The organism is Nakamurella sp. (assembly GCF_048594475.1).
Taxonomy (GTDB): Bacteria; Actinomycetota; Actinomycetes; order Mycobacteriales; family Nakamurellaceae; genus Nakamurella.
Map to the genome: position 1 here is coordinate 1 of NZ_JBMDXT010000254.1, position 18,582 is coordinate 18,582.

21 protein-coding genes are annotated in these 18,582 nt (G+C 72.8%); 10 read left to right on the forward strand and 11 right to left on the reverse strand.

What is annotated here, in order from left to right:
* Positions 1–942 (forward strand): alpha/beta fold hydrolase (locus ACOJUF_RS11670; RefSeq protein WP_420122016.1); only part of this gene is annotated, 942 nt, incomplete at its 5' end.
* Between the two features lie 185 nt (positions 943–1,127).
* Here ACOJUF_RS11670 and ACOJUF_RS11675 read toward each other — a convergent pair.
* From ACOJUF_RS11675 to nth, 3 genes are all read right to left on the reverse strand, one after another.
* Entirely contained in the window at positions 1,128–2,321 is a 1,194-nt protein-coding gene (locus tag ACOJUF_RS11675; RefSeq protein WP_420122017.1) for a MarP family serine protease, read from the reverse strand.
* Entirely contained in the window at positions 2,318–3,001 is a 684-nt protein-coding gene (locus tag ACOJUF_RS11680; protein WP_420122018.1) for an NUDIX hydrolase, read from the reverse strand. Before ACOJUF_RS11680 ends, ACOJUF_RS11675 begins: the two co-directional genes overlap by 4 nt.
* 70 nt (positions 3,002–3,071) lie before the next feature.
* On the reverse strand, positions 3,072–3,875 hold the full coding sequence (gene nth, locus ACOJUF_RS11685) for an endonuclease III (protein WP_420122019.1): 804 nt from the start codon (positions 3,873–3,875) through the stop codon (positions 3,072–3,074).
* Positions 3,876–3,986: 111 nt separating this feature from the next.
* On the opposite strand from nth, the gene ACOJUF_RS11690 reads away from it, so the two are divergent.
* On the forward strand, positions 3,987–4,265 hold the full coding sequence (locus ACOJUF_RS11690; protein ID WP_420122020.1) for a hypothetical protein: 279 nt from the start codon (positions 3,987–3,989) through the stop codon (positions 4,263–4,265).
* Positions 4,266–4,429: 164 nt separating this feature from the next.
* Positions 4,430–5,104, forward strand: coding sequence for a Crp/Fnr family transcriptional regulator (locus tag ACOJUF_RS11695; RefSeq protein ID WP_420122021.1), 675 nt, complete (start codon positions 4,430–4,432; stop codon positions 5,102–5,104).
* Between the two features lie 105 nt (positions 5,105–5,209).
* Here the strand turns inward: ACOJUF_RS11695 and ACOJUF_RS11700 are convergent, their stop codons facing one another.
* Genes ACOJUF_RS11700 through ACOJUF_RS11710 form a run of 3 tightly spaced genes read right to left on the reverse strand, consistent with a single transcriptional unit; the run spans position 5,210 to position 7,637 of the window.
* On the reverse strand, positions 5,210–6,040 hold the full coding sequence (locus ACOJUF_RS11700; RefSeq protein ID WP_420122022.1) for a putative RNA methyltransferase: 831 nt from the start codon (positions 6,038–6,040) through the stop codon (positions 5,210–5,212).
* Positions 6,037–6,855 (reverse strand): MBL fold metallo-hydrolase, encoded by an 819-nt coding sequence (locus ACOJUF_RS11705; RefSeq protein ID WP_420122023.1) that lies wholly within the window; start codon positions 6,853–6,855, stop codon positions 6,037–6,039. Before ACOJUF_RS11705 ends, ACOJUF_RS11700 begins: the two co-directional genes overlap by 4 nt.
* The gene (locus ACOJUF_RS11710) at positions 6,852–7,637 is read right to left on the reverse strand and encodes an NUDIX hydrolase (RefSeq protein ID WP_420122024.1); all 786 of its coding nucleotides are present in this window, start codon (positions 7,635–7,637) and stop codon (positions 6,852–6,854) included. The genes ACOJUF_RS11705 and ACOJUF_RS11710 overlap by 4 nt, the downstream gene beginning before the upstream one ends.
* 153 nt (positions 7,638–7,790) lie before the next feature.
* Here ACOJUF_RS11710 and ACOJUF_RS11715 point away from each other — a divergent pair, with 153 nt between their 5' ends.
* A complete protein-coding gene (locus tag ACOJUF_RS11715; protein WP_420122025.1) occupies positions 7,791–8,579 on the forward strand; it encodes an MBL fold metallo-hydrolase in 789 nt (262 codons plus the stop codon).
* Between the two features lie 221 nt (positions 8,580–8,800).
* On the opposite strand, the gene ACOJUF_RS11720 is transcribed toward ACOJUF_RS11715, so the two are convergent.
* The 5 genes from ACOJUF_RS11720 to ACOJUF_RS11740 all read right to left on the reverse strand — a co-directional run bounded on the left by ACOJUF_RS11720 (position 8,801) and on the right by ACOJUF_RS11740 (position 13,498).
* Positions 8,801–9,256, reverse strand: a complete 456-nt coding sequence (locus tag ACOJUF_RS11720; RefSeq protein ID WP_420122026.1) for a RidA family protein — start codon at positions 9,254–9,256, stop codon at positions 8,801–8,803.
* A gap of 4 nt (positions 9,257–9,260) precedes the next feature.
* Positions 9,261–9,440 (reverse strand): hypothetical protein, encoded by a 180-nt coding sequence (locus ACOJUF_RS11725; RefSeq protein ID WP_420122027.1) that lies wholly within the window; start codon positions 9,438–9,440, stop codon positions 9,261–9,263.
* A 1,404-nt stretch (positions 9,441–10,844) separates the two neighbouring features.
* Positions 10,845–11,255 (reverse strand): peptidase inhibitor family I36 protein, encoded by a 411-nt coding sequence (locus ACOJUF_RS11730; RefSeq protein ID WP_420122028.1) that lies wholly within the window; start codon positions 11,253–11,255, stop codon positions 10,845–10,847.
* A 163-nt stretch (positions 11,256–11,418) separates the two neighbouring features.
* Positions 11,419–12,252 (reverse strand): peptidase inhibitor family I36 protein, encoded by an 834-nt coding sequence (locus ACOJUF_RS11735; protein ID WP_420122029.1) that lies wholly within the window; start codon positions 12,250–12,252, stop codon positions 11,419–11,421.
* A gap of 289 nt (positions 12,253–12,541) precedes the next feature.
* Positions 12,542–13,498, reverse strand: a complete 957-nt coding sequence (locus tag ACOJUF_RS11740) for a helix-turn-helix domain-containing protein (protein WP_420122030.1) — start codon at positions 13,496–13,498, stop codon at positions 12,542–12,544.
* Positions 13,499–13,758: 260 nt separating this feature from the next.
* Between ACOJUF_RS11740 and ACOJUF_RS11745 the strand changes: the two genes are divergently transcribed.
* The 6 genes from ACOJUF_RS11745 (at position 13,759) to ACOJUF_RS11770 (ending at position 18,297) form a co-directional block, all read left to right on the forward strand.
* A complete protein-coding gene (locus ACOJUF_RS11745) occupies positions 13,759–14,811 on the forward strand; it encodes a hypothetical protein (protein WP_420122031.1) in 1,053 nt (350 codons plus the stop codon).
* Positions 14,812–14,867: 56 nt separating this feature from the next.
* Positions 14,868–15,242, forward strand: a complete 375-nt coding sequence (locus ACOJUF_RS11750) for a helix-turn-helix domain-containing protein (protein ID WP_420122032.1) — start codon at positions 14,868–14,870, stop codon at positions 15,240–15,242.
* Positions 15,239–15,490 (forward strand): hypothetical protein, encoded by a 252-nt coding sequence (locus ACOJUF_RS11755; protein ID WP_420122033.1) that lies wholly within the window; start codon positions 15,239–15,241, stop codon positions 15,488–15,490. Before ACOJUF_RS11750 ends, ACOJUF_RS11755 begins: the two co-directional genes overlap by 4 nt.
* 205 nt (positions 15,491–15,695) lie before the next feature.
* Positions 15,696–16,145, forward strand: coding sequence for an OsmC family protein (locus ACOJUF_RS11760; protein WP_420122034.1), 450 nt, complete (start codon positions 15,696–15,698; stop codon positions 16,143–16,145).
* Entirely contained in the window at positions 16,142–17,170 is a 1,029-nt protein-coding gene (locus ACOJUF_RS11765; protein WP_420122035.1) for an ArsA-related P-loop ATPase, read from the forward strand. Before ACOJUF_RS11760 ends, ACOJUF_RS11765 begins: the two co-directional genes overlap by 4 nt.
* Positions 17,170–18,297, forward strand: a complete 1,128-nt coding sequence (locus tag ACOJUF_RS11770) for an ArsA family ATPase (RefSeq protein WP_420122036.1) — start codon at positions 17,170–17,172, stop codon at positions 18,295–18,297. Before ACOJUF_RS11765 ends, ACOJUF_RS11770 begins: the two co-directional genes overlap by 1 nt.
* Positions 18,298–18,582: the final 285 nt, after the last annotated feature.

The window sequence follows — 18,582 nt, forward strand, 5'->3', positions numbered from 1 at the left end:
GGTGGGCCGGCCAAGGGCCGCGCGCCCGTCGGTGCCTCGGTGCGGGACGACGGACCCTGGGAGCACCGGGACGTCAGCGCCAACGGCATCCGCTTCCACATCGCCGAGGCGGGCACCGGTCCGCTGGTCGTGCTGCTGCACGGGTTCGGCCAGTACTGGCGCTCCTGGCGCTACCAGCTGCCGGGGGTGGCCGAGGCCGGCTTCCGGGTGGTGGCCCCCGACCTGCGGGGGTACGGCGACACCGACAAGACCCAGCGCGGGTACGACGCGTTCACCCTGGCCGACGACGTCGCCGGGCTCGTGCGCTCGCTGGGTGAGCGGGACGCGGTGCTGGTCGGGCACGGCTACGGCGGGGTGACCGCCTTCAACACCGCGGTGATGAAGCCCGACCAGGTCCGCGGCGTGGTGGCCATCGCCGCGCCGCACCCGATCCGGATGGCCCGCGTGCGTCGGCCGGTGCGATCGGACCGGTACGGCCGTCTGCTCTCCTGGGCGTCGATCCCCTTCTATCCCGAACGCCGGCTGGCCGCCGGCAACGGGGCCATGCTCGAGCGGATCGTGCGGTCCCAGTCCGGACCGGTGTGGAAGGCCTCCCGCGACTTCACCGAGCAGATGGCCCGGATGCGCTCGGCGATCCGGATCCCCGGGGCCGCCCGGGGCGCGGTCGAGCACCTGCGCTGGGTGGCCCGGTCGCCGCTGCGCACCGACGGGCACCGTCACCGCGAGGCGCTGACCCGGCCGGTGAGCGCGCCGGTCCTGCACGTCGTCGGCGATGCCGATCGGTTCACCCCGATGGCGACCCTGGCCGACGCCCGCGAGCAGTGCACCGGCTGGTACACCCTGTCGACGGTGCGCGGCGTCGGCCACTACCCGGCCGAGGAGGCGCCGGACCTGGTCACCCGGCTGATCATCGGGCACGCGACCCGCGCCCAGCGGCCCTGACCTCAGGCCGGCCACCCCCTGACTCCGGCCCTGCGTCCCCATCCGCGATCCACGTGCCGGTTTTGGCCCTCCGGGACCCGGATGTGGGGCGCAGAGTGGCAAGTCGGTGGGCGGAATCCGACCCGGCCCGCGAAACCCGGCCCACGCACCCGGGCCCACCCATCCGCGCCGACGGGCCGGCTCGCCTATGCGGCGGTGCAGCCCTGGGTGGAGGCGGCGGTGTCGTCGGCCAGGCCGGCCCGGACCACCGGGGCGACCTCGTCGGCGGTGAGCGCGAACCCGACGTCGGTCTCGTCGATGGCCGCACCGAAGATCACGCCGAGCACGGTGCCGTCGGGCGCCAGCAGCGGCCCGCCGGAGTTGCCCGGCCGCACCTGTGCGCGCAGCGTGTAGACCTCCCGGGTCACCGTGGCGTCCGAGTAGATGTTGGGCCCGCGCAGCTGGATGGTCGACCGGACCCGTGCCGGGGTCAGCGTGTACGGACCGTCGAGCGGGAAGCCGGCCACGATCGCGTCGTCCCCGGAGGCCGCCGGGTCGGCCGCGAACGGCAGCGCCGGCGCGGTCAGATCCGGCACGTCGAGCACCGCCAGGTCGGTCTGCGGGTCGTACAGCACGACGGTGGCGTCCAGGTTCCCGGTGTCGGTCTCCACCACCGCCCGGTTCGACCCGGCCACCACGTGCGCGTTGGTCATCACCTTGCCCGGGCCGATGACGAAGCCGGTGCCCTCCATCCGCCGCGCGCAGGACTCGGCGACGGCGCGCACCTTCATGATGGACCGGCCCGCGGCCTCCACCCCGGGGGCGGCCACCACCTGCTGGTCGGGCGGATCCACCGCGGTGTTCGGGGTCGGTGCGAGCGGGTCCAGGATGGCCGGGAAGCCCGAACTGTTGAAGACCTCGCGCAGCCGCGTCGACAGATCCTGCGCCTGGCTCGGGATGACCTCGTCGACCTTGCCGAGCACCGCGGACCCGCGGATCGCCGACGAGAGCCAGGGGAACGGCACCGCGGCCAGCGGCACCGCGATCAGCCAGATGACCAGCAGCACGGCCAGCGCATTACCGAACAGGCCGAGGGTGCGGTCCACCGCCTGGGCCGGTCGCCAGTCGATGGTCCGGGAGATCGCACGCCCGACCGTGGAGCCGGCGATCTCCCCCACGCCGACCCCGACGATCACGCAGGCGATGCCGATGGCGATCTTGGCCGTCGAATCCTGCACCAGATCCATCAGGTACGGCGCGACCCAGATGGCCACGACCGCGCCGGCGATCGCGGTGACCAGCGTGAAGATCGCGGTGATGAAGCCCTGACGGAACCCGGCGATGGCCGCGCCGACCACCAGCAGCACGACGATGACGTCGACGACGTTGAACCCGGTCACGAGAACCCCGGAAGGTGGAACAGCCGCTGCCGGTCCCACGGCCGGGCCCAGCCGCCCAGCTCGAGCAGCGAGTCGACCAGGCCGGCGGTGAAGCCCCAGACCAGCAGGTCCGCGACGCGGAACGCCGGGCCCATCCAGCCGTTGGACAATCGCACCTGGCCGCGGTTGGCCGGATCGACCAGCTCGGCGACGGGCACCCGGGCGACGGTCGCGGTCTCGGCCGGATCCACCGCGCGGACCTCCCCCGGCTCGCGCCAGAAGGCCAGGACCGGGCTGACCAGGAAGCTCGACGGGGTCAGGAACAGTTCGGGCAGCAGCGCGACGGGCAGCACCGACGCCGGATCCAGGCCCGTCTCCTCCTGACCCTCCCGCAGGGCGGCCTCGACCACCCCCTCGCCGGGGTCGATCGATCCACCGGGGAACGCCGGCTGGCCGGCGTGCGACCGCATCGTCGCCGCCCGTTCGGTCAGCAGCAGATCGGGGCCGAAGGGTCCGTCGGCGAACAGCATGAGCACCGACCCGCGCCGGGCGGTGGGCGGGGCCTGACCGCTCAGCCGGGCGATCGGGCCCGGCAGCCGGTGCCCGTCCACCGAGCGGGTCAGCGCGCTCATCCAACCGGGCAGGTCGGACAGGTCGTCGACCAGCAACCGGCCGGTCGTCAGCGGTTCCGCCTCGGTCATCGCCCCGCCCCCGCCCCCGACGGAGCGTCGGGGGTGCGGTCGGACCGGCCCCGGCCGGCGCGGCGGCCGGTCACGGCGCGAGCCCGACCAGTCCGAGGACGTGATCGCGTTCCGGCCCGACGACCAGCGCCGCCGCGGCCTCGGGATCGACCACGCCGGCCCCGGCGCCGTAGGCCGGGCACAGCGGCGCGAGGAAACAGGCCCCGCAGGCCGGCTTCTTGGCGTGGCAGACCCGGCGGCCGTGGAAGATCGTCCGGTCGGAGAACGTCGTCCACTGCGCCCTGGGCAACTGCGCGTTCAGGTCGGCCTCGATCTTGACCGGGTCGGTGTGGGTGGTCAGCCCCCACCGGGTGACCAGGCGGGTGACGTGGGTGTCGACGGTGACGCCGGGCACCCCGAACGCGTGGCCGAGGACGACGTTGGCCGTCTTGCGGCCGAACCCCGGCAGCGTGACCAGGTCGGCCAGCGTGCCGGGCAGCTGCCCGTCGAACCGCTCGACCAAGGCCTGCCCCAACCCGATCAGCGAGCTGGTCTTGTTCCGGAAGAAGCCGGTGGACTTGATCATGTCCTCCAGCTCGGTACGGGACGCCCCCGCATAGTCGGCGGCGGTCCGGTACCGGGCGAACAGCGCGGGCGTGACCATGTTCACCCGCGCGTCGGTGGACTGGGCGGACAGGATGGTGGCGACGGCCAGCTCCAGCGGCGTGGTGAAGTCCAGTTCGCAATGCGCGTCGGGGTAGCCGACGGCCAGCTGGGCGTCGAGCTGCCGGGCCCGGCGGGTCCGGGCCAGCGGGGTCGCCGGCGGCTTGGCCCGCCTGGTGACCCGGCTCGCCGTCCGGTCACCGCCCACGCTGTCGACCCTGCCATTGACCACGCTGCCAGGTTGCCACAAGCGTCTGACGCCCCGCGCCGGCCCGGGTTGCGGCCCGGCGCGGGAACGGTCCGCCCGCGCTCCGCGACCGTGATGGGGGATGATGAGCGCATCATGACGGTCTTCCTGGTGCTGCTCATCCCGCTGCTGCTGATGGTCTTCGCGCTGCTGATGGAGCGGCTCGAGCGCCGGCTGAAGTCGGCCACGGTCAGTGAGGCCGATGTGCAGGAGTTCCTGGACACGGCCAAGCCGGAGGAGGTCAACACCCTCATCCGGGAGGGCTGGACCAAGGCGTTCGCCAAGTTCCGCCTGCGCCGGCGGCCGCGCCTGCGCCGGCGGCCCAAGGACGGCACCCGGGAGACGCCCGGCGCCCCGTCCGGCCCGGCGCTCTGAATCGCGGGCGGCGGACCGGCCGGTGTCCTTTCCGCTCTCCGGGACGGGCCGCCCGTCCGGCGAGAGCGCGACGGAGGCCACCCCCTAGACTGTGCTCTGCGTCTCAGCAGGTCCGTGCCGCCCAATCGCGCTGACCCGACTGGGAGAACGATCGGAGGAACAGGGTGGAAGAAACGCTCGCGAAGGCCGGGATCTTCCAAGGCGTGGATCCGGATTCGGCGACCGCCCTGGCGTCCCAGCTGGAGACCATCGAGTACGCCCGGGGCAGTGCCATCTTCTCCGAGGGCGAGCTGGGCGACCGGCTGTTCATCATCCTGTCCGGCAAGGTCAAGCTGGGTCGTCATTCGCCCGACGGGCGGGAGAACCTGCTCGCGGTGATGGGGCCGTCCGACATGTTCGGCGAGCTGTCGGTGTTCGACCCGGGCCCGCGGACCTCGTCCGCGACGGCCGTCACGGACGTCCGGTTGGGCACCATGGACCGGGACGGCCTGCGGGAGTGGATCGCCAAGCGGCCGGAGATCGCCGAGCAGCTGCTGCGGGTGCTGGCCCGGCGGCTGCGCCGCACGAACAACGCCCTGGCCGACCTGATCTTCACCGACGTGCCCGGCCGGGTGGCCAAGGCGCTGCTCCAGCTGGCCCGGCAGTTCGGCCAGCAGGAGGGCGGCCATCTGCGGGTGACCCACGACCTGACCCAGGAGGAGCTGGCCCAGCTGGTCGGCGCGTCCCGCGAGACCGTCAACAAGGCCCTGGCCGATTTCGGGCACCGCGGCTGGCTGCGGCTGGAGGGCAAGAGCGTGGTGCTGCTGGACACCGAGCGGCTGGTCCGCCGGGCCCGCTGAGCCGGCCGTCCGGCCCCGGACCATTCAGTCCGGATCCAGCCCGGACCATCCAGCCCGGACCATCCAGCCCGCGTCATTCAGCCCCGGGCCGTTCGGACCGGGGCCTCAGCGTCGGGCCGCGAACACGCTGACCGTGGCGGACAGAGTGACCTCGGTCGTCTCCCCCAGCGCCCGCACGGCGGCCTGCCGGCGGTCCGCCGGCAGGTGGTAGGCCGACGGCCCCATCCGGATCAGCCGGTCCACGTCCGCCCGCGCCAGCGTCAGCACGTGCCGGACCGGCGTGCGATCGATCGGCGTCAACGCCGGACCCATGGCCCGGACCAGCCGATCGGCCTTGTCCGGGTCGACGTCGAGCAGCCCGATCCGCGCCCGGAGCTCCTGCTGGTGCTCCGGCGTCGGGGTGACGATCACCGCCCGGCCGCCCGGCCGCAGCACCCGCGCCAGCTCGCCCGGGTCCCGCGGCGCGAAGACGTTGAGCACGGTGCCGACCGCGCCGTCCCGCACGGGCAGCCGTGACCAGGCGTCGGCGACCACCGACCCCACGCGGGCGTGCACCTTCGCGGCCCGCCGGGCGGCGAGCCGGGACGTGTCGAGGGCCAGCCCGACGTCGCCGCTCCGCTCCACCACCGCGCGCAGGTGGTGCCCGGTGCCGGCCCCCAGGTCGAGCACGGGCCCGGGACCGGCGGCGGCGACGATCGCGGCGGTGAGCGGAGCGAAATGGCCGGCGTCCAGGAACTCCTGGCGGGCCGCCACCATGTCCGCGGTGTCGCCGGTGTCCAGGCGGGATCCCGGGCCGAGCAGGGTGAGGTAGCCCTGCCGGGCCACGTCGTACCGGTGTCCGGCGGCGCACCCGACGACGCCGTCGCGCCGGGTCAGGCCGCCCGCGCAGATCGGGCAGGCCAGCAGCGGGAGGACGCCGTCCAGCCCGGTGGTCACGCCCCGCGCAGGTAGTGCAGTTGGGCGGCGACCGAGGACTCGGCGGCGCGCCGGACCGAGGGGTCGACGTCGTGGTAGACGGCGTCGGTGACCGCCGTGACCTCGGCCTCGTGCGCGTCCTGCCCGAGCCGCACCAGCGCGGCCCGGATCTGGTCGAGCCGTTGTTCCCGATGGGCCAGGTACGCCAGGGCGACCGCCTCCAGGTCGGGCAGCGCCGGGCCGTGCGCCGGCAGCACCGGGGCCGGCCCCAGCGCGGCCAGGATGCGCAGCGTGCCCAGGTAGTCGCGCAGGCTGCCGTCCGGCGGGGCCAGCACGGTCGTCCCGCGGCCCAGGATGGTGTCGCCCGTGAGCACCGGGCGTGGGCCGCCCGGCGGCGCTCCCGGATCGGGCGGCAGGAGGAAGCAGACGGAATCGGCCGTGTGGCCCGGGGTGGCCAGCACCTCGATGGTCAGGTCCGCGGCGGTGAGCGTCTCGCCGTCCCGCAGCGGGTCGCCGCCGAGACAGAAGGCGGGATCCGCGGCCCGAACCACGGCGCCGGTGGCCGCGGCCAGGGCGGCGGCTCCCTCGGTGTGATCGTGGTGCCGGTGGGTGATCAGGATGAGCTCGACCGGACCGGCCGCGGCCAGTGCCGCCAGGTGGTCGTCGTCGAGCGGGCCCGGGTCGACCACCACCACCGAGTCCCCACCGTTGCCGGACAGCAGGTAGCTGTTGGTCCCGTCCAGCGTCATCGGACCGGGGTTGGGGGCCAGCAGCACCCGGGCGTGCCGGCCGGCCGGCACGGGCCCGGCCGGGCGGGAGGTCGGCCGATCGCTCACTGCGGCACCACCGATCCATCGCCGGCGACCAGCCGGGCGACATCCTCCGGGCGCACCCGGACTTTGGTCACGACCCGGGTCTGGGCCAGCACCTGCTCGACCGAGGCGAAGCCGGCCAGGTCGCGCAGCATCGCCATGGTCGGCGGCATCAGCTTCGTCCGGCCGGCCGCCCGTTCGGCGAACAGGTCGTCGGGCCGCCGCCACTGCCCGAGGTCGGCCTCGGTGGTGAGCATCCGGGCCTGCTGACCCTCGGGCAGGGCCGCGGCGAAGAAGAAGGTGTCGTACCGGCGCCCCTGCCCGGGCGGGGTGAGCCAGTTGGCCCAGGGCCGGAGCAGGTCGGACCGGACCCCGAGGCCGGCCTCGGCCAGGACCCCCGGGAGGGTGGCCCGGTGCTGCACGACCGCCTCGCGGACGTCGTCGGGCAGGACGCCGACCGGCCCCTGCGCTGCCGGTCCGGCCAGCAGGACACCGGTCTCCTCGAACAGCTCCCGGACGGCCGCGAGCACCAGGGCCCGGGCCGCACCGGGCGGCTCGCCGATGGCGGTCCCCCACCAGCGCGGGTCGGGCCCGTGCCAGGTGGCCGCTCCGTGGTCGCCGCCATCGACGGCGCCGCCGGGAAAAACCGTCATGCCGGAGGCGAAGGCCATGGTGGTGACCCGGCGCAGCACGTACGTCTCGATCCCGGGGTGCGCGTCCCGCACGAGCATCACCGTCGCGGCGGGCCGGATCGCCTCGGGGTCCGCCGCCGGCGGGCCGGGCGGCGGATGCGGGGTGGCGGGCACCGTGCCAACCTAGTGGCCGAGCGGGGAAGGCCACCATCGAGCACCGGAGGGTGCCGAGGAGACGGTGCGGCGACGCCGGGGCCGCACGGTCGCCCGCGGACCCCTGGTCCGCGGGTGAGGCGACCGGACGGGGGCGGATCGGAGGGCCGACGGGTGAGCCGTCCGAACCGGCGCTGGCACTGGGTGGTGGATGGCCCCGGGGTCCGGGTGGGCGTGACGACGAGCCGCCGCGAGCTGACGACGAGCACCGTGGTGATCGCGGGCGACCGGGCCCTGCTGATCGACCCGGCCTGGGATCCCGACGAGCTGGCCGGCCTCGACGCCGACCTGGACCGGTGGCGGGTGACGGTGGCCGCGGGCTTCGCCACCCACGCCCACCACGATCACCTGCTCTGGCCGGCCGGGCCGGCCACGGCGCCGCGGTTCGCCTCGCCGCCGGTGAGCAAGATCGCCACCCACGACCGCCCGGCGATCGTGGAGCGGTTGGGCCCGGACTGGCCGGCCGACCTGGCAGAACTGGTCGGCCGGGTCCAGCCGGCCGAAGGGAGCCTGGACTGGTCCGGGCCGGAGACCGTCCTGCTGCGCCACGACGCCCACGCGCCCGGCCATACGGCCGTCTGGCTGCCCGCCGCCGGGGTCCTCGTCGCCGGGGACATGCTCAGCGACGTGGAGATCCCGCTGCTGGAGGAGTCGTCGGCGGCGCAGTACGCCGCCGGGCTGGCCCGGCTGCAACCGGCGGTCCAGCGGTCCCGGATCGTCGTCCCCGGGCACGGTCACGTCGCCATCGGTGTCGAGGCGGCCCGCCGGCGGTGGGCGGCCGCCCGCGCCTACCTCGCCGCGCTGCTGGCCGGCCGGCAGCCGGACGACTCCCGGCTGGCCGACCCGGCGATGCGGGCCGCCCACGCGGACAACCGGGCGCGGGCCGCCGAAGACCACCGGTGACACCGATCGGCCGGCTCCATCGGCGATGCCGACGCCCGGCCGACGGTGCCGCGGACTTGTCGACCTGCCGGGCTGATCAACTCGGCACCGTGCGCCGCATTGTCGGACTTCTGCCCGTGCTGATCGGCCCGACACCGATCCGGCGGCCCCCGACGGGGCATCCTGAGGAGGCACCCCCGAGGGGGACGGTGGCCCGGGTCGCGCCGAACCGGCCCGGCCGCTCAGCGCACCTGGACGATGGCCTCGACCTCGACCGGCGACCCGAGCGGCAGTTCGGCCACCCCGACGGCGGACCGGGCGTGCCGGCCGGCGTCGCCGAAGACCTCGGCCATCAGGTCGGACACCCCGTTGATGACGCCCGGTTGTCCGGTGAAGCCCTCGGCCGAAGCCACGAACCCGACGATCTTGACGACCCGCTCGACGGCGTCGACGCCGACCGCCGCGTCGATCGCGGCCAGCACGTTCAGGCCCGCGAGCCGCGCGTATTCCTTCGCGTCCTCGGGGGTCACCTCGGCCCCGACCTTGCCGGTCGCCGGCAGGCGACCGTCCACGAACGGCAGCTGGCCGGCGGTGAACAGCAGGTCGCCGGTGCGGGCGGACGGCAGGTACGACCCGGCCGGCGTGGCGACCTGCGGCAGCGTGATACCGAGCTCGACCAGACGCTCGCTGGCGGTCACGGCGTCAGACCCGCTCGCGCTTGAGGTAGGCGACCAGCTGCTCGGGGTTGGGGCCGGGTACCACCTGCACCAGCTCCCAGCCGTCCTCGCCCCACGTGTCGAGGATGGCCTTGGTGGCGTGGGTGATGAGCGGCACCGTCGCGTACTCGAAGGTGCGACGGGCGCCGGATGCGGGGGTAGACATGCCGCCGAGCCTATCCAGGGCCAGGTGCTTCGATATCGGCGCGGCCCGGCGACGCCGCACTCTCCCGCGGATCGATCCGGCCGCCCTATCGAGGACAAGACCGGACTATGTGGATGGCGGGCCGGAAATCGACGCTCCGACGAGCTTCAGATCCGGATGGGGGTGACCATGATGGGAGCCACATGGCGGTGTCGTGCTGAGGCCGGCCGCCAGAGGACCGTCAGATCGATGTCACGCAGGACGGACCAGAGAATGCGCTTTCGGCTCGCGGGGCGCCGTCGGTCTCGGGATGGCATCGCGGCTGGATCCGGGGTCGAGCAATCAGCCGTTGAGCATCCGATGGTCACGGCGACGTCCGCCCGGGGCCCATCGCCGGGAGCGGTACGGCGCCGAGTCGCTCTGGTGAGCGCGGCCGTCGGCCTCGCAGTTGCCGTCCCGGCCGTCGTCGCCGGCTCGCCCGGCCAGGGCCCAGGTCCGCGAGTCGCGCTGCCCCCGCCCAGTCCACCGCCCGTCAAATCCACCCGTGTCCCGTCCCCGGGCCCCGACGAGCGCCCGGCGCCCGACCCGCCGCCGTCGACATTGTTGTCCTCACAACCATCACCCTCCAGTCCGGCGTCGCCTACTTGGGGCGAAAACCCATCGAATGGACCGCAATCCGACGATGTGAGCGGGTCGACGAGCCCGTCGGCCCAGGGGGCCGGCCCGCTTGGGTCGGTGCCCGAGAGCGCGCCGGCCCCGAGCGGAGAACCGCCTGAGTCCGCGACCGACCCCGGCGAGCCGGATCCCGGCCGCCCCGCGACGACCGCGGAGGTACCGGATTCCGCCGGTCCGGAGTCCGGGTCCACCGCCTCCGGCACGGAGGCGACAACGACCGACCCGACGACCGAAGGTGGCGACACCGAGAGCCCTGCGGGCCGCCCGGAACCGCCGCCGGGAAGTGCGTCGATCGATCGGCCCGGCCCGGACGTCCCGGTCACGAATCCGGTCACGATCAGCGGGACCGCCGATCTCGCAGAGGGAAGCACTCTGTGGGTCCTGGTTCGGCCGCCCAGCGGCGAATACTTTCTGACCACCCTCGGTCCCGTGTCCGTCGACGACTCCGGTCATTGGGTGACCGAGGCCAGGCTCGGCCGCCGGAACCGTCATGACGAGGGAAAGCGATACGACCTGGTCGTCGTTCCGGCCGAACCATCGAATGACCCCTTCGGCACGTGGATGTCTCTCAATCCCGGTCGGTACGGTCCCGTGCCGGCGCCACCCACGGGGACGGTCCTGGCCGTCGTCACCGTCATTCTCGGCGGCCCGGCGGAGACGACGGTCGAACCCCCCGGGTGACCCCCGCCCCCGAGTCGCGGGCCGGCCCCCTCAGCCCAGGGCGCCGGCCCGCGGCCCGTGACCAGCCCGTCAGCGACAGCTGCTGTTCCCGGCGTAGACGCGCCAGTAGTCAGCCTTGTCGTTCTTGGCATCCCCGATGTACTTGACGTCTTCGTAGGGTCCGACCCTGATCAGGAGGTCGTCGCTCTGCCAGGTCCGATCGTCGTAGATGCAAATCGTCCGGTTGCCATTGTTGATGATCGACGACAGCTGATTGCGACGGTTGCCCCACGATGCCGGCGGGTTGTTGAAGTCGCCGCTGGTGGTGTCCAGATAGTTCAAATGCCATTCGCCCACGTAATCTTTGTTGTTGTAGAAGCAGTAGTTGTACGACGGGCACGGGCGCGTGCCCTGCGCAGCGGCGGCCGGCTGAGCGAGGCCGAGCAGGGTCGTCAGGACGGTCAGCGCCCCGAGGGCGCCCAGGGTGAACGTTCGCTTCATGGCTTGGTCCTTTGTCGGTTCGGAGTCGGTGGGACGGACAATCTGGGGGCGACGGGCCGGGGCGCTCGATCCCGGTTCGGAGGGAGGGCCGACGGCGCCTGGAGCGGTGTGGTCCGGGGGCAGGCGGAGCGCGCCCGGACGGCCGCGGGGAGGCGCTCATCCGTCAGTCGCCATAGGGGTTCTGCACCGACACGTGGACGTGGTCGAAATGGCCCCCGGTGACACCTGATCCGGCGGTGTACGTCCGCCAGCCCTCCGACGCCCGGGCGCTGCTCCAGATCCGGCCGTCCCAGATGACGTAGCGGACCTGCAGCCGGTCGGCATAGCGCTTCAGCCAATTCGCCAACGCCCAGCCGGCATCCCGCTGCGCCGAGTCGGGTCGCACGCCGATGCGGTCGGAGATCGTGCAATCGAGCGCGTTGCCCGTGTTGTGGTTGCTCCGCGAATCCTGGTAGTCCCGGTAGGCGCCGACCCAACAGTCCCGCTCACCGGTGAGCCGAGCGATCTCGTCGTCGACGAACTGGGTTCGGGCGGTGGCGCGAGGAGCACGGGCGATCGCCGACGGCTCCCGGTTCACCCCGGGCGCACCGAACGGCCGATCGGAGGTCGGGGCGCCGAACCGATGCGATGCGTTCTGGTTCTTCAGAGTCGTGTTCAGATTGACCCGGGCCCCGGCGGCCACGATCTGCACAGGTCCGCCGTAGTCGCTGTTGAAATAGACCGTGACGGGCACATCGGTCCGATTCCACACGGACGCGGCATTATTCTTGATGCACGAACCGCGACCATCACCCGGGCCTCGGAACTCGTAGCAGGACGGCTGCGTCGCGCCGTAGTTCGCCAGCGAATCCGAGAAATCGGAAAGGGATCCGCCTTGATCGCTGCGATAGTAGTAGCAGAATTCGTCGGTTTCACATCTCCCGTCCCGATCGTCGGCGGTGGCCGGCGGTCCGGGTAGCCCGACGGCGGTTCCGACCAGAAGGGCCAGGATGGCCATTCGAATTCCATGGCGGGTCTTCATCTGGCAGGCTCCCATTCTGGAGTAAAATCGTCCCGACACCTCACCGGAACGCAGCGTGAAACGACGGTGGATGCCATATCAGCAACCCGCGGGACAAGCCGAACAAGGGTCGATCAAGACCGAACTCTGGCGAACAGGTCAGCGCGGGGAAAGGGTCGAATTCGTCGCGTTGCGCCGGAAATGCTCATCCCTACGATGACTCAGGCCGGCGACCGAGAAAAGGATCGGCGGACAGGAGCGGACAGCGGCGGACATCCGCAATGGCTCAGCCGTTGTACTTGCTCAACGTCACCCTGAGCCGGTTCACGACCGCCGAATCGTCGGGGATCTCCGCCAGGTCGACCGAATACTCGTCGGGTGGGAGCTCGGCGGCGGAGCGCTCGATCACGCCGCCGACCGGACTCACGATCAGGATCAGATCGAACTCGTATCCCTCGTCGCGCGGTCCACGACCGATGCGCGGCCGCGTCGCCCACCGGCCCGTCGGCTCGATGCTGATCGGCGTGTCGCTCGACACGTAGTACCGGGTGTCCCTGACCGGATGGACCAGCAACCAGAGCCGTTGGTCCGGCGCGACCGTCGCGACCCCACGCACGACCAGCGGGCTCTGCACCGCCTGCCGGTCCAACGGCTCCATGACGGTCGCGCCGACGAGTACCCCGGTGGGGGCGGCGACGGCGGCCGAGGTCGACGCGGGGGTCGACCCGGCGGAGGAATCCGACCTCGCGGCCGGGCGGAGGACGATCAGCGTCGCGGTGACCGCAGCGACGGCGACGGCCAGACCCCCGGCCATGGCCACCAGCACCCGACCGGACCCGGGCCTGGCTCGTACCGGAGCCGGCGCGATCATCGGCTCCGGCGTCGGGCCCGGCACCACCACGGCCGGGGCCGCGCCAAGCGCACCCGAAGGCGGGCCGGACGGAGCCTGGGCCCGCCCCGAACCCTGGCGCCGTCGCTCGGCCGCCGCCACGAACTCACGGCGCTCCTCGCGCGTCAGCCCGAGAACCTCGCAGAGCCGTCCCTGGGTGTGGGGCTGGGGAACACGGGAGCGAATCGTCTCCAATTCACTGATCGAGGACTTTCTGGCACTGCCGAACACGGCCTCGGCCAGCCGCTGCTGGCTCAGGCCGGCCCGCAGCCGGTACTCCCTGAGCAACTGGCCGAACTCGACCGGCTCATTCTCCGACCCGGCCCGAACCGCGCGATCGTCGTCCTCGACCACCCCAAGCACTCCCCCCGCGAGGCTGTCGGAAGGATAGCGACTCGGGATCATTCTGTCGGTTCCTCGCCGGTTCCGCAGGTGTTCCGCTCGGGATACGCCGCAGGTCGGGCGGGTCAAGACCGTGACCGGAGCGGCTCGACACCGGCGAATCCGCTCGGCAATCTCGGGCCGAACAGCACGTCGATCGAACCGGTCCGGCTTCTTCGCATCCCCATTGCCGGCCATCCCACCGGACACTCAACCCTCGCAAGGAGCCGGCCATGCCTGACCTGCCCGCCCCATCCGCACCCGGCCGACGCGGCCTGCTCCGGGCGACGGCGGTCGGCCTGGCCGCCGCGGCATTGTCGACCGGGTCGTCGCGCACGGTGGCCACCGCCGCCCCGGCTGGCACGTCCGAGACTGTCGCCCCTGGGTCGTCGATCCAGGCAGCCATCGACCGCGGCGTGACGACCGTGCTCCTCACCGCCGGCACGTACCCCGTGACCGCACCGATCGTGCCGTCGCGCGGATGCACCATCCGCGGGGTCGGCCAGGCGACCCGCATCCGGGCGACCGCCGGCATGCCCACCGTGATCGACGTCGGAAGTAAGGGCGCGATCGACGGGGTCATGATTGCCGACCTGGTCGTGGACGCCAACGAGCAGGCCACCTGCGGCATCCGGTTGAACATCGTCGGCACGACGGGCAATCTGCTCGGCGAACCGGACGCGGCCACCCGCCTGGACAACCTGTGGGTCTTCGCGACGATCAGGGACGGCATCGTGTACGAGGGCCCGGACACCCAGGCCACCGTCACCACCAGGGTGCGGGTGCGCAGGGCCGGCGGGAACGGATTCACCGTCCTGAGCCCGGACAACGTGTTCCTGGCCTGCGAGGCGACCACCAGCGAGACCACGGGTCAGCACGGCTTTGTCGTCGGCTCGGCCAATTGCCATTTCCACGCCTGCAAGGCCTGGTTCTGCCGGGGTTACGGCTGGCACGTCAGGGGCGCCCGGAACAGCTTCATCGGGTGCGAGTCACAGGACACCCGGCTGCACGGCTGGTACATCGAGTACGACAAGAACACCTTCACCGGCTGCCTGGCCGACTCGGCCGGGGCGCCCGAGGTAGGCGGGACGATCAACACCTCAGACGGGTTCCACGTGGTCACCGACCGGTACACCACCCTGACCGGATGCCTTTCCTTCGACCGCCGCCCGCAGGACCGCCCCGCCGCCCAGCGTTACGGTTTCAACCTCCCGCGCGCACTTGGCGGTCTCGCGGTCGCCAATACCGGCTGGAACAATCTCTCCGAAACCATCAATCTCCGCTGACCTCGACCAGGCGGCGTCGCCGCGCTCGATCCGTCACGACGAATGAGGAGATTGCTGTGCCCGCCAGCCAGGACCACAGTCGGTCCGACCACAATTTCATCGCCGATTTCGCCATCGCCCTCCAGGAATTGCGGGCCCAGGCCAACTTCCTCAGTTTCCGAGACCTTGAACGGCTCACCGGGTTTTCCCGGTCCGCATTGAACGACGCAGTCCGAGGCCGAAAGGTACCTACCTATGACACCGCGCGAGCAATTGTCGAAGGGTATGGCGGCCGGTGGTCCGACTGGTCACCCTGCTGGCGGGCCGCCGTCGAACAGGCCGCCCGCCAACGAACCCAGCGGCTGGCGGCTCGCCGGGAGTCCCCACGCGACGCGCTGCGGCCCCCACACGCCGCCGTCGACCCTATTCTGGACCCTATTCTGGATCCGTGATCGACGGGTGGCACTGGGCGGCCGCAGCCCTCGTCGCGCTGCTGCTCGCCGTGCTGGTGCTGCTCTGGTACGACTCTCTGCGCGACCGCGCCGGCTGGACCCTGGCCATGGCCACCCGGCGCGCGCTCCCGGCAGCGCTGGTCATCCCCGTCGGCTTCGTCGCCGCTCTGCTGCTCCCGCTGTGGATCGGGGGCATTCTCATCGTGGTGCCGCTGGTGATCATCCTGGTGATGGCCCTGGCGGATTAGCCGGCCTGGCCGTCGGCCCGGGCCACTGCGGCTCCGGACCGGGGCGCGAGCGCGCGGGCCGGCACGGGCCCCTCGATGGACCGGCCGACCGCCCAATCCCTTCCGCACCCGAGCAGCGGGCGGAGCCCCGGTCGAGAACGGAGATGCGCCTTCCGTCCAGCGGTTGCCGAGCCCGCCCGCCCGCGGCCCTGGCAGGATCGAAGGCATGACGGCCCCTCCCCCCGTGGCACCCCCGTCCCCGGCCGCCGGATCCGTCCGCGTGGACCGGGTCGGGCCCGAGCACTACCTGGGGCACAACGGCCGCGCCGCCGCCATCCCGATCGGCCCGGCCGGAGCGCCCGGCCGGTTCTCCCCGACCGAACTGCTGCGGATCGCGCTGGCCGGCTGCGAGGGTCTGGCCGCCGACCACGTGCTGACCCGGCGGCTCGGTGAACGGGCCGGCGTCACGATCGCCGTGCACGGCGACCACGACCCGGCGCAGCGGCGGCTGACCGCGGTGGACTCGACCATCACCCTGGATCTGTCCGGGCTCGACGAGGCGGCGCGGGACCAGTTGCGCACCGTGGTCACCCGCGCCGTCCACCGGTACTGCACCGTCGGCCGGACCCTGGAGCACGGCGCGCCCACGTCCGTGACCGTGCTGGACCGCGCGTGACCGGGACCGACGCGCCGGCCCCGGACGCGCAGGACTCGGGCTGGACGACGGCCTGCCGCCGCGCCCGGCTGCACGTGATCACCGGCAAGGGCGGCACCGGCAAGACCACGGTGGCCGCCGCCCTGGCGCTGGCCCTGGCCGCCAACGGGCGCCGGGTGCTGCTGGCCGAGGTCGAGGAACGGCAAGGCATCGCCCGGCTGTTCGACGTGCCGCCGTTGCCGTACCAGGAGAAGAAGGTCGCGATCGCCACCGGCGGCGGCGAGGTGCGGGCGCTGGCGGTCGACGTCGAGGCGGCGTTGCTGGAGTACTTCGAGATGTTCTACAACCTGGGCATCGCCGGCCGGAGCCTGAAGAAGATGGGGGCCGTGGAGTTCGCGACGACCCTGGCCCCGGGCCTGCGGGACGTCCTGCTCACCGGCAAGGTCAAGGAGACGGTGACCCGGCTGGGGTCGGACAACCGGCCGGTGTACGACGAGGTGGTCCTCGATGCGCCACCGACCGGGCGGGTGGTCACGTTCCTGGGCGTCACCGAGGCGATGTCCGGGCTGGCCAAGCGCGGCCCGATCCACAGCCAGGCCGAGGGCGTGGTCCGGCTCCTGCACTCGCCGGACACCATCGTCCACCTGGTCAGCCTGCTGGAGGACATGCCGGTGACCGAGACGCTGGAGGCGATCGACCAGCTCCGGGAGAAGGGTCTGCCGGTGGGCGCGATCATCGTCAACGCCGCCACCCAGGCCCAGCTGCCCGAACCCGCCCTGACCGCGGCCGCCCGCGGGGAGCTGGACGAGGCGGAACTGGCCGACGGGTTGCGCGCGGCCGGGATCGACCCGACCCCCGCCCTGCTCGACGGGCTGCGGGAGCAGGCCGCCGAGCACGCCATCCGGGTCCTGGACGAGCAGCTGTGCCGCGAGCAGCTCGCCGGGGCCGGGCTGCCGATGCTCGAGCTGCCCCGCCTGGTCGAGGGCGGCGACCTGGGCGGCGTCTACGAACTGGCCGACCGGCTCGCCGAGCAGGGGGTGGCCTGATGCCCGACCGCTCCGCCCCGGCCTCGCCGCCGCTCGATCTGGGCCCGATCCTGCGCGACGAGCGCACGTCGATCGTGGTGACCTGCGGGTCCGGCGGGGTCGGCAAGACGACGACGGCGGCCGCGATGGCGCTGTGGGCGGCCGACGCCGGCCGCAAGGTCGCCGTGCTGACGATCGACCCGGCCAAGCGGCTGGCCCAGTCGCTCGGCCTGCAGGAGCTCGACAACGATCCGCGCCAGGTCGACGTGCCCCTGGCCCACCCGGACGGCCAGCTCTGGGCGATGATGCTGGACACCCGCCGCACGTTCGACGAGATGGTGTCCCAGCACTCCACCCCCGAGCGGGCCCAGGCGATCCTGGCGAACCCCTTCTACCAGGTCATCTCCTCCTCGTTCTCGGGGACGCAGGAGTACATGGCGATGGAGAAGCTGGCCACGCTGGCGGCCACCGGGCAGTTCGACCTGATCGTCGTCGACACCCCGCCGAGCCGGTCGGCCCTGGACTTCCTGGATGCGCCGCAGCGGCTGTCCTCGTTCATGGACGGCCGGATGATCAAGCTGCTGGCCACCCCCAGCCGCGGCGTGATGAAGCTGGTGGGGGCCGGCTTCGCGCTGTTCTCCCGGGCCGTCACCGCGGTGCTCGGCGGGCAACTGCTGTCCGACGCCGCCCAGTTCGTCCAGCTGTTCGAGGACATGTTCGGCGGGTTCCGGGAACGCGCGCAGGCCACGTACGAGCTGCTGCGCGCCCCGGGCACGAAGTTCGTGGTGGTGTCCATCTGCGAGGGCGACGCCCTGCGGGAGGCCTCCTACTTCACCGACCGGCTGCGGGCCGAGCACATGCCGCTGGCCGGGCTGGTGCTCAACCGGACCCATCCGCCGCTGGCCGAGCTGGCCGCCGGGACCGCGGAAGTGGCGGCCGGCCGGTTGACGTCGTCGGCCCCGCTGGCCGCCGCGGTCCTGGACATCCACGCCCGCCGGCTCGCCGTCCGGTCGGCCGAACTGCACATGCGGGCACGCTTCGACCGGGTGCACACCGACCTGCCGGTGGTGGAGGTGCCCGCCCTCCCGTCGGACGCCCACGACGTGCCCGCACTGCGGGAGATCGGCGGCCGGCTGACCGGGGGCTGATCGGGACTCATCCGGGCTGCACCGGGCCGGTGCCCTGCGCCGTCGAGCGGCGGGGCCGCCGGCCCCGGGGTCGGTGCCGGCCCGCGGCGGACCGCCCGGAACCGGACAGGACGCACGGCCCGGGGGGCCGGTTGCGTTCCGTGCGAACCTGTGGTGAGCATCCTTGAATCACCATTTCCACACGTCACCGCCGGTAACCTGGTTCGGTGCGTGTGATGAGCGGCCTCGGGCGTCTGGTTCTCGGCACCCTGTTGGCCGGGGTGCTGGTGGCCGGTCTTCTCCTTC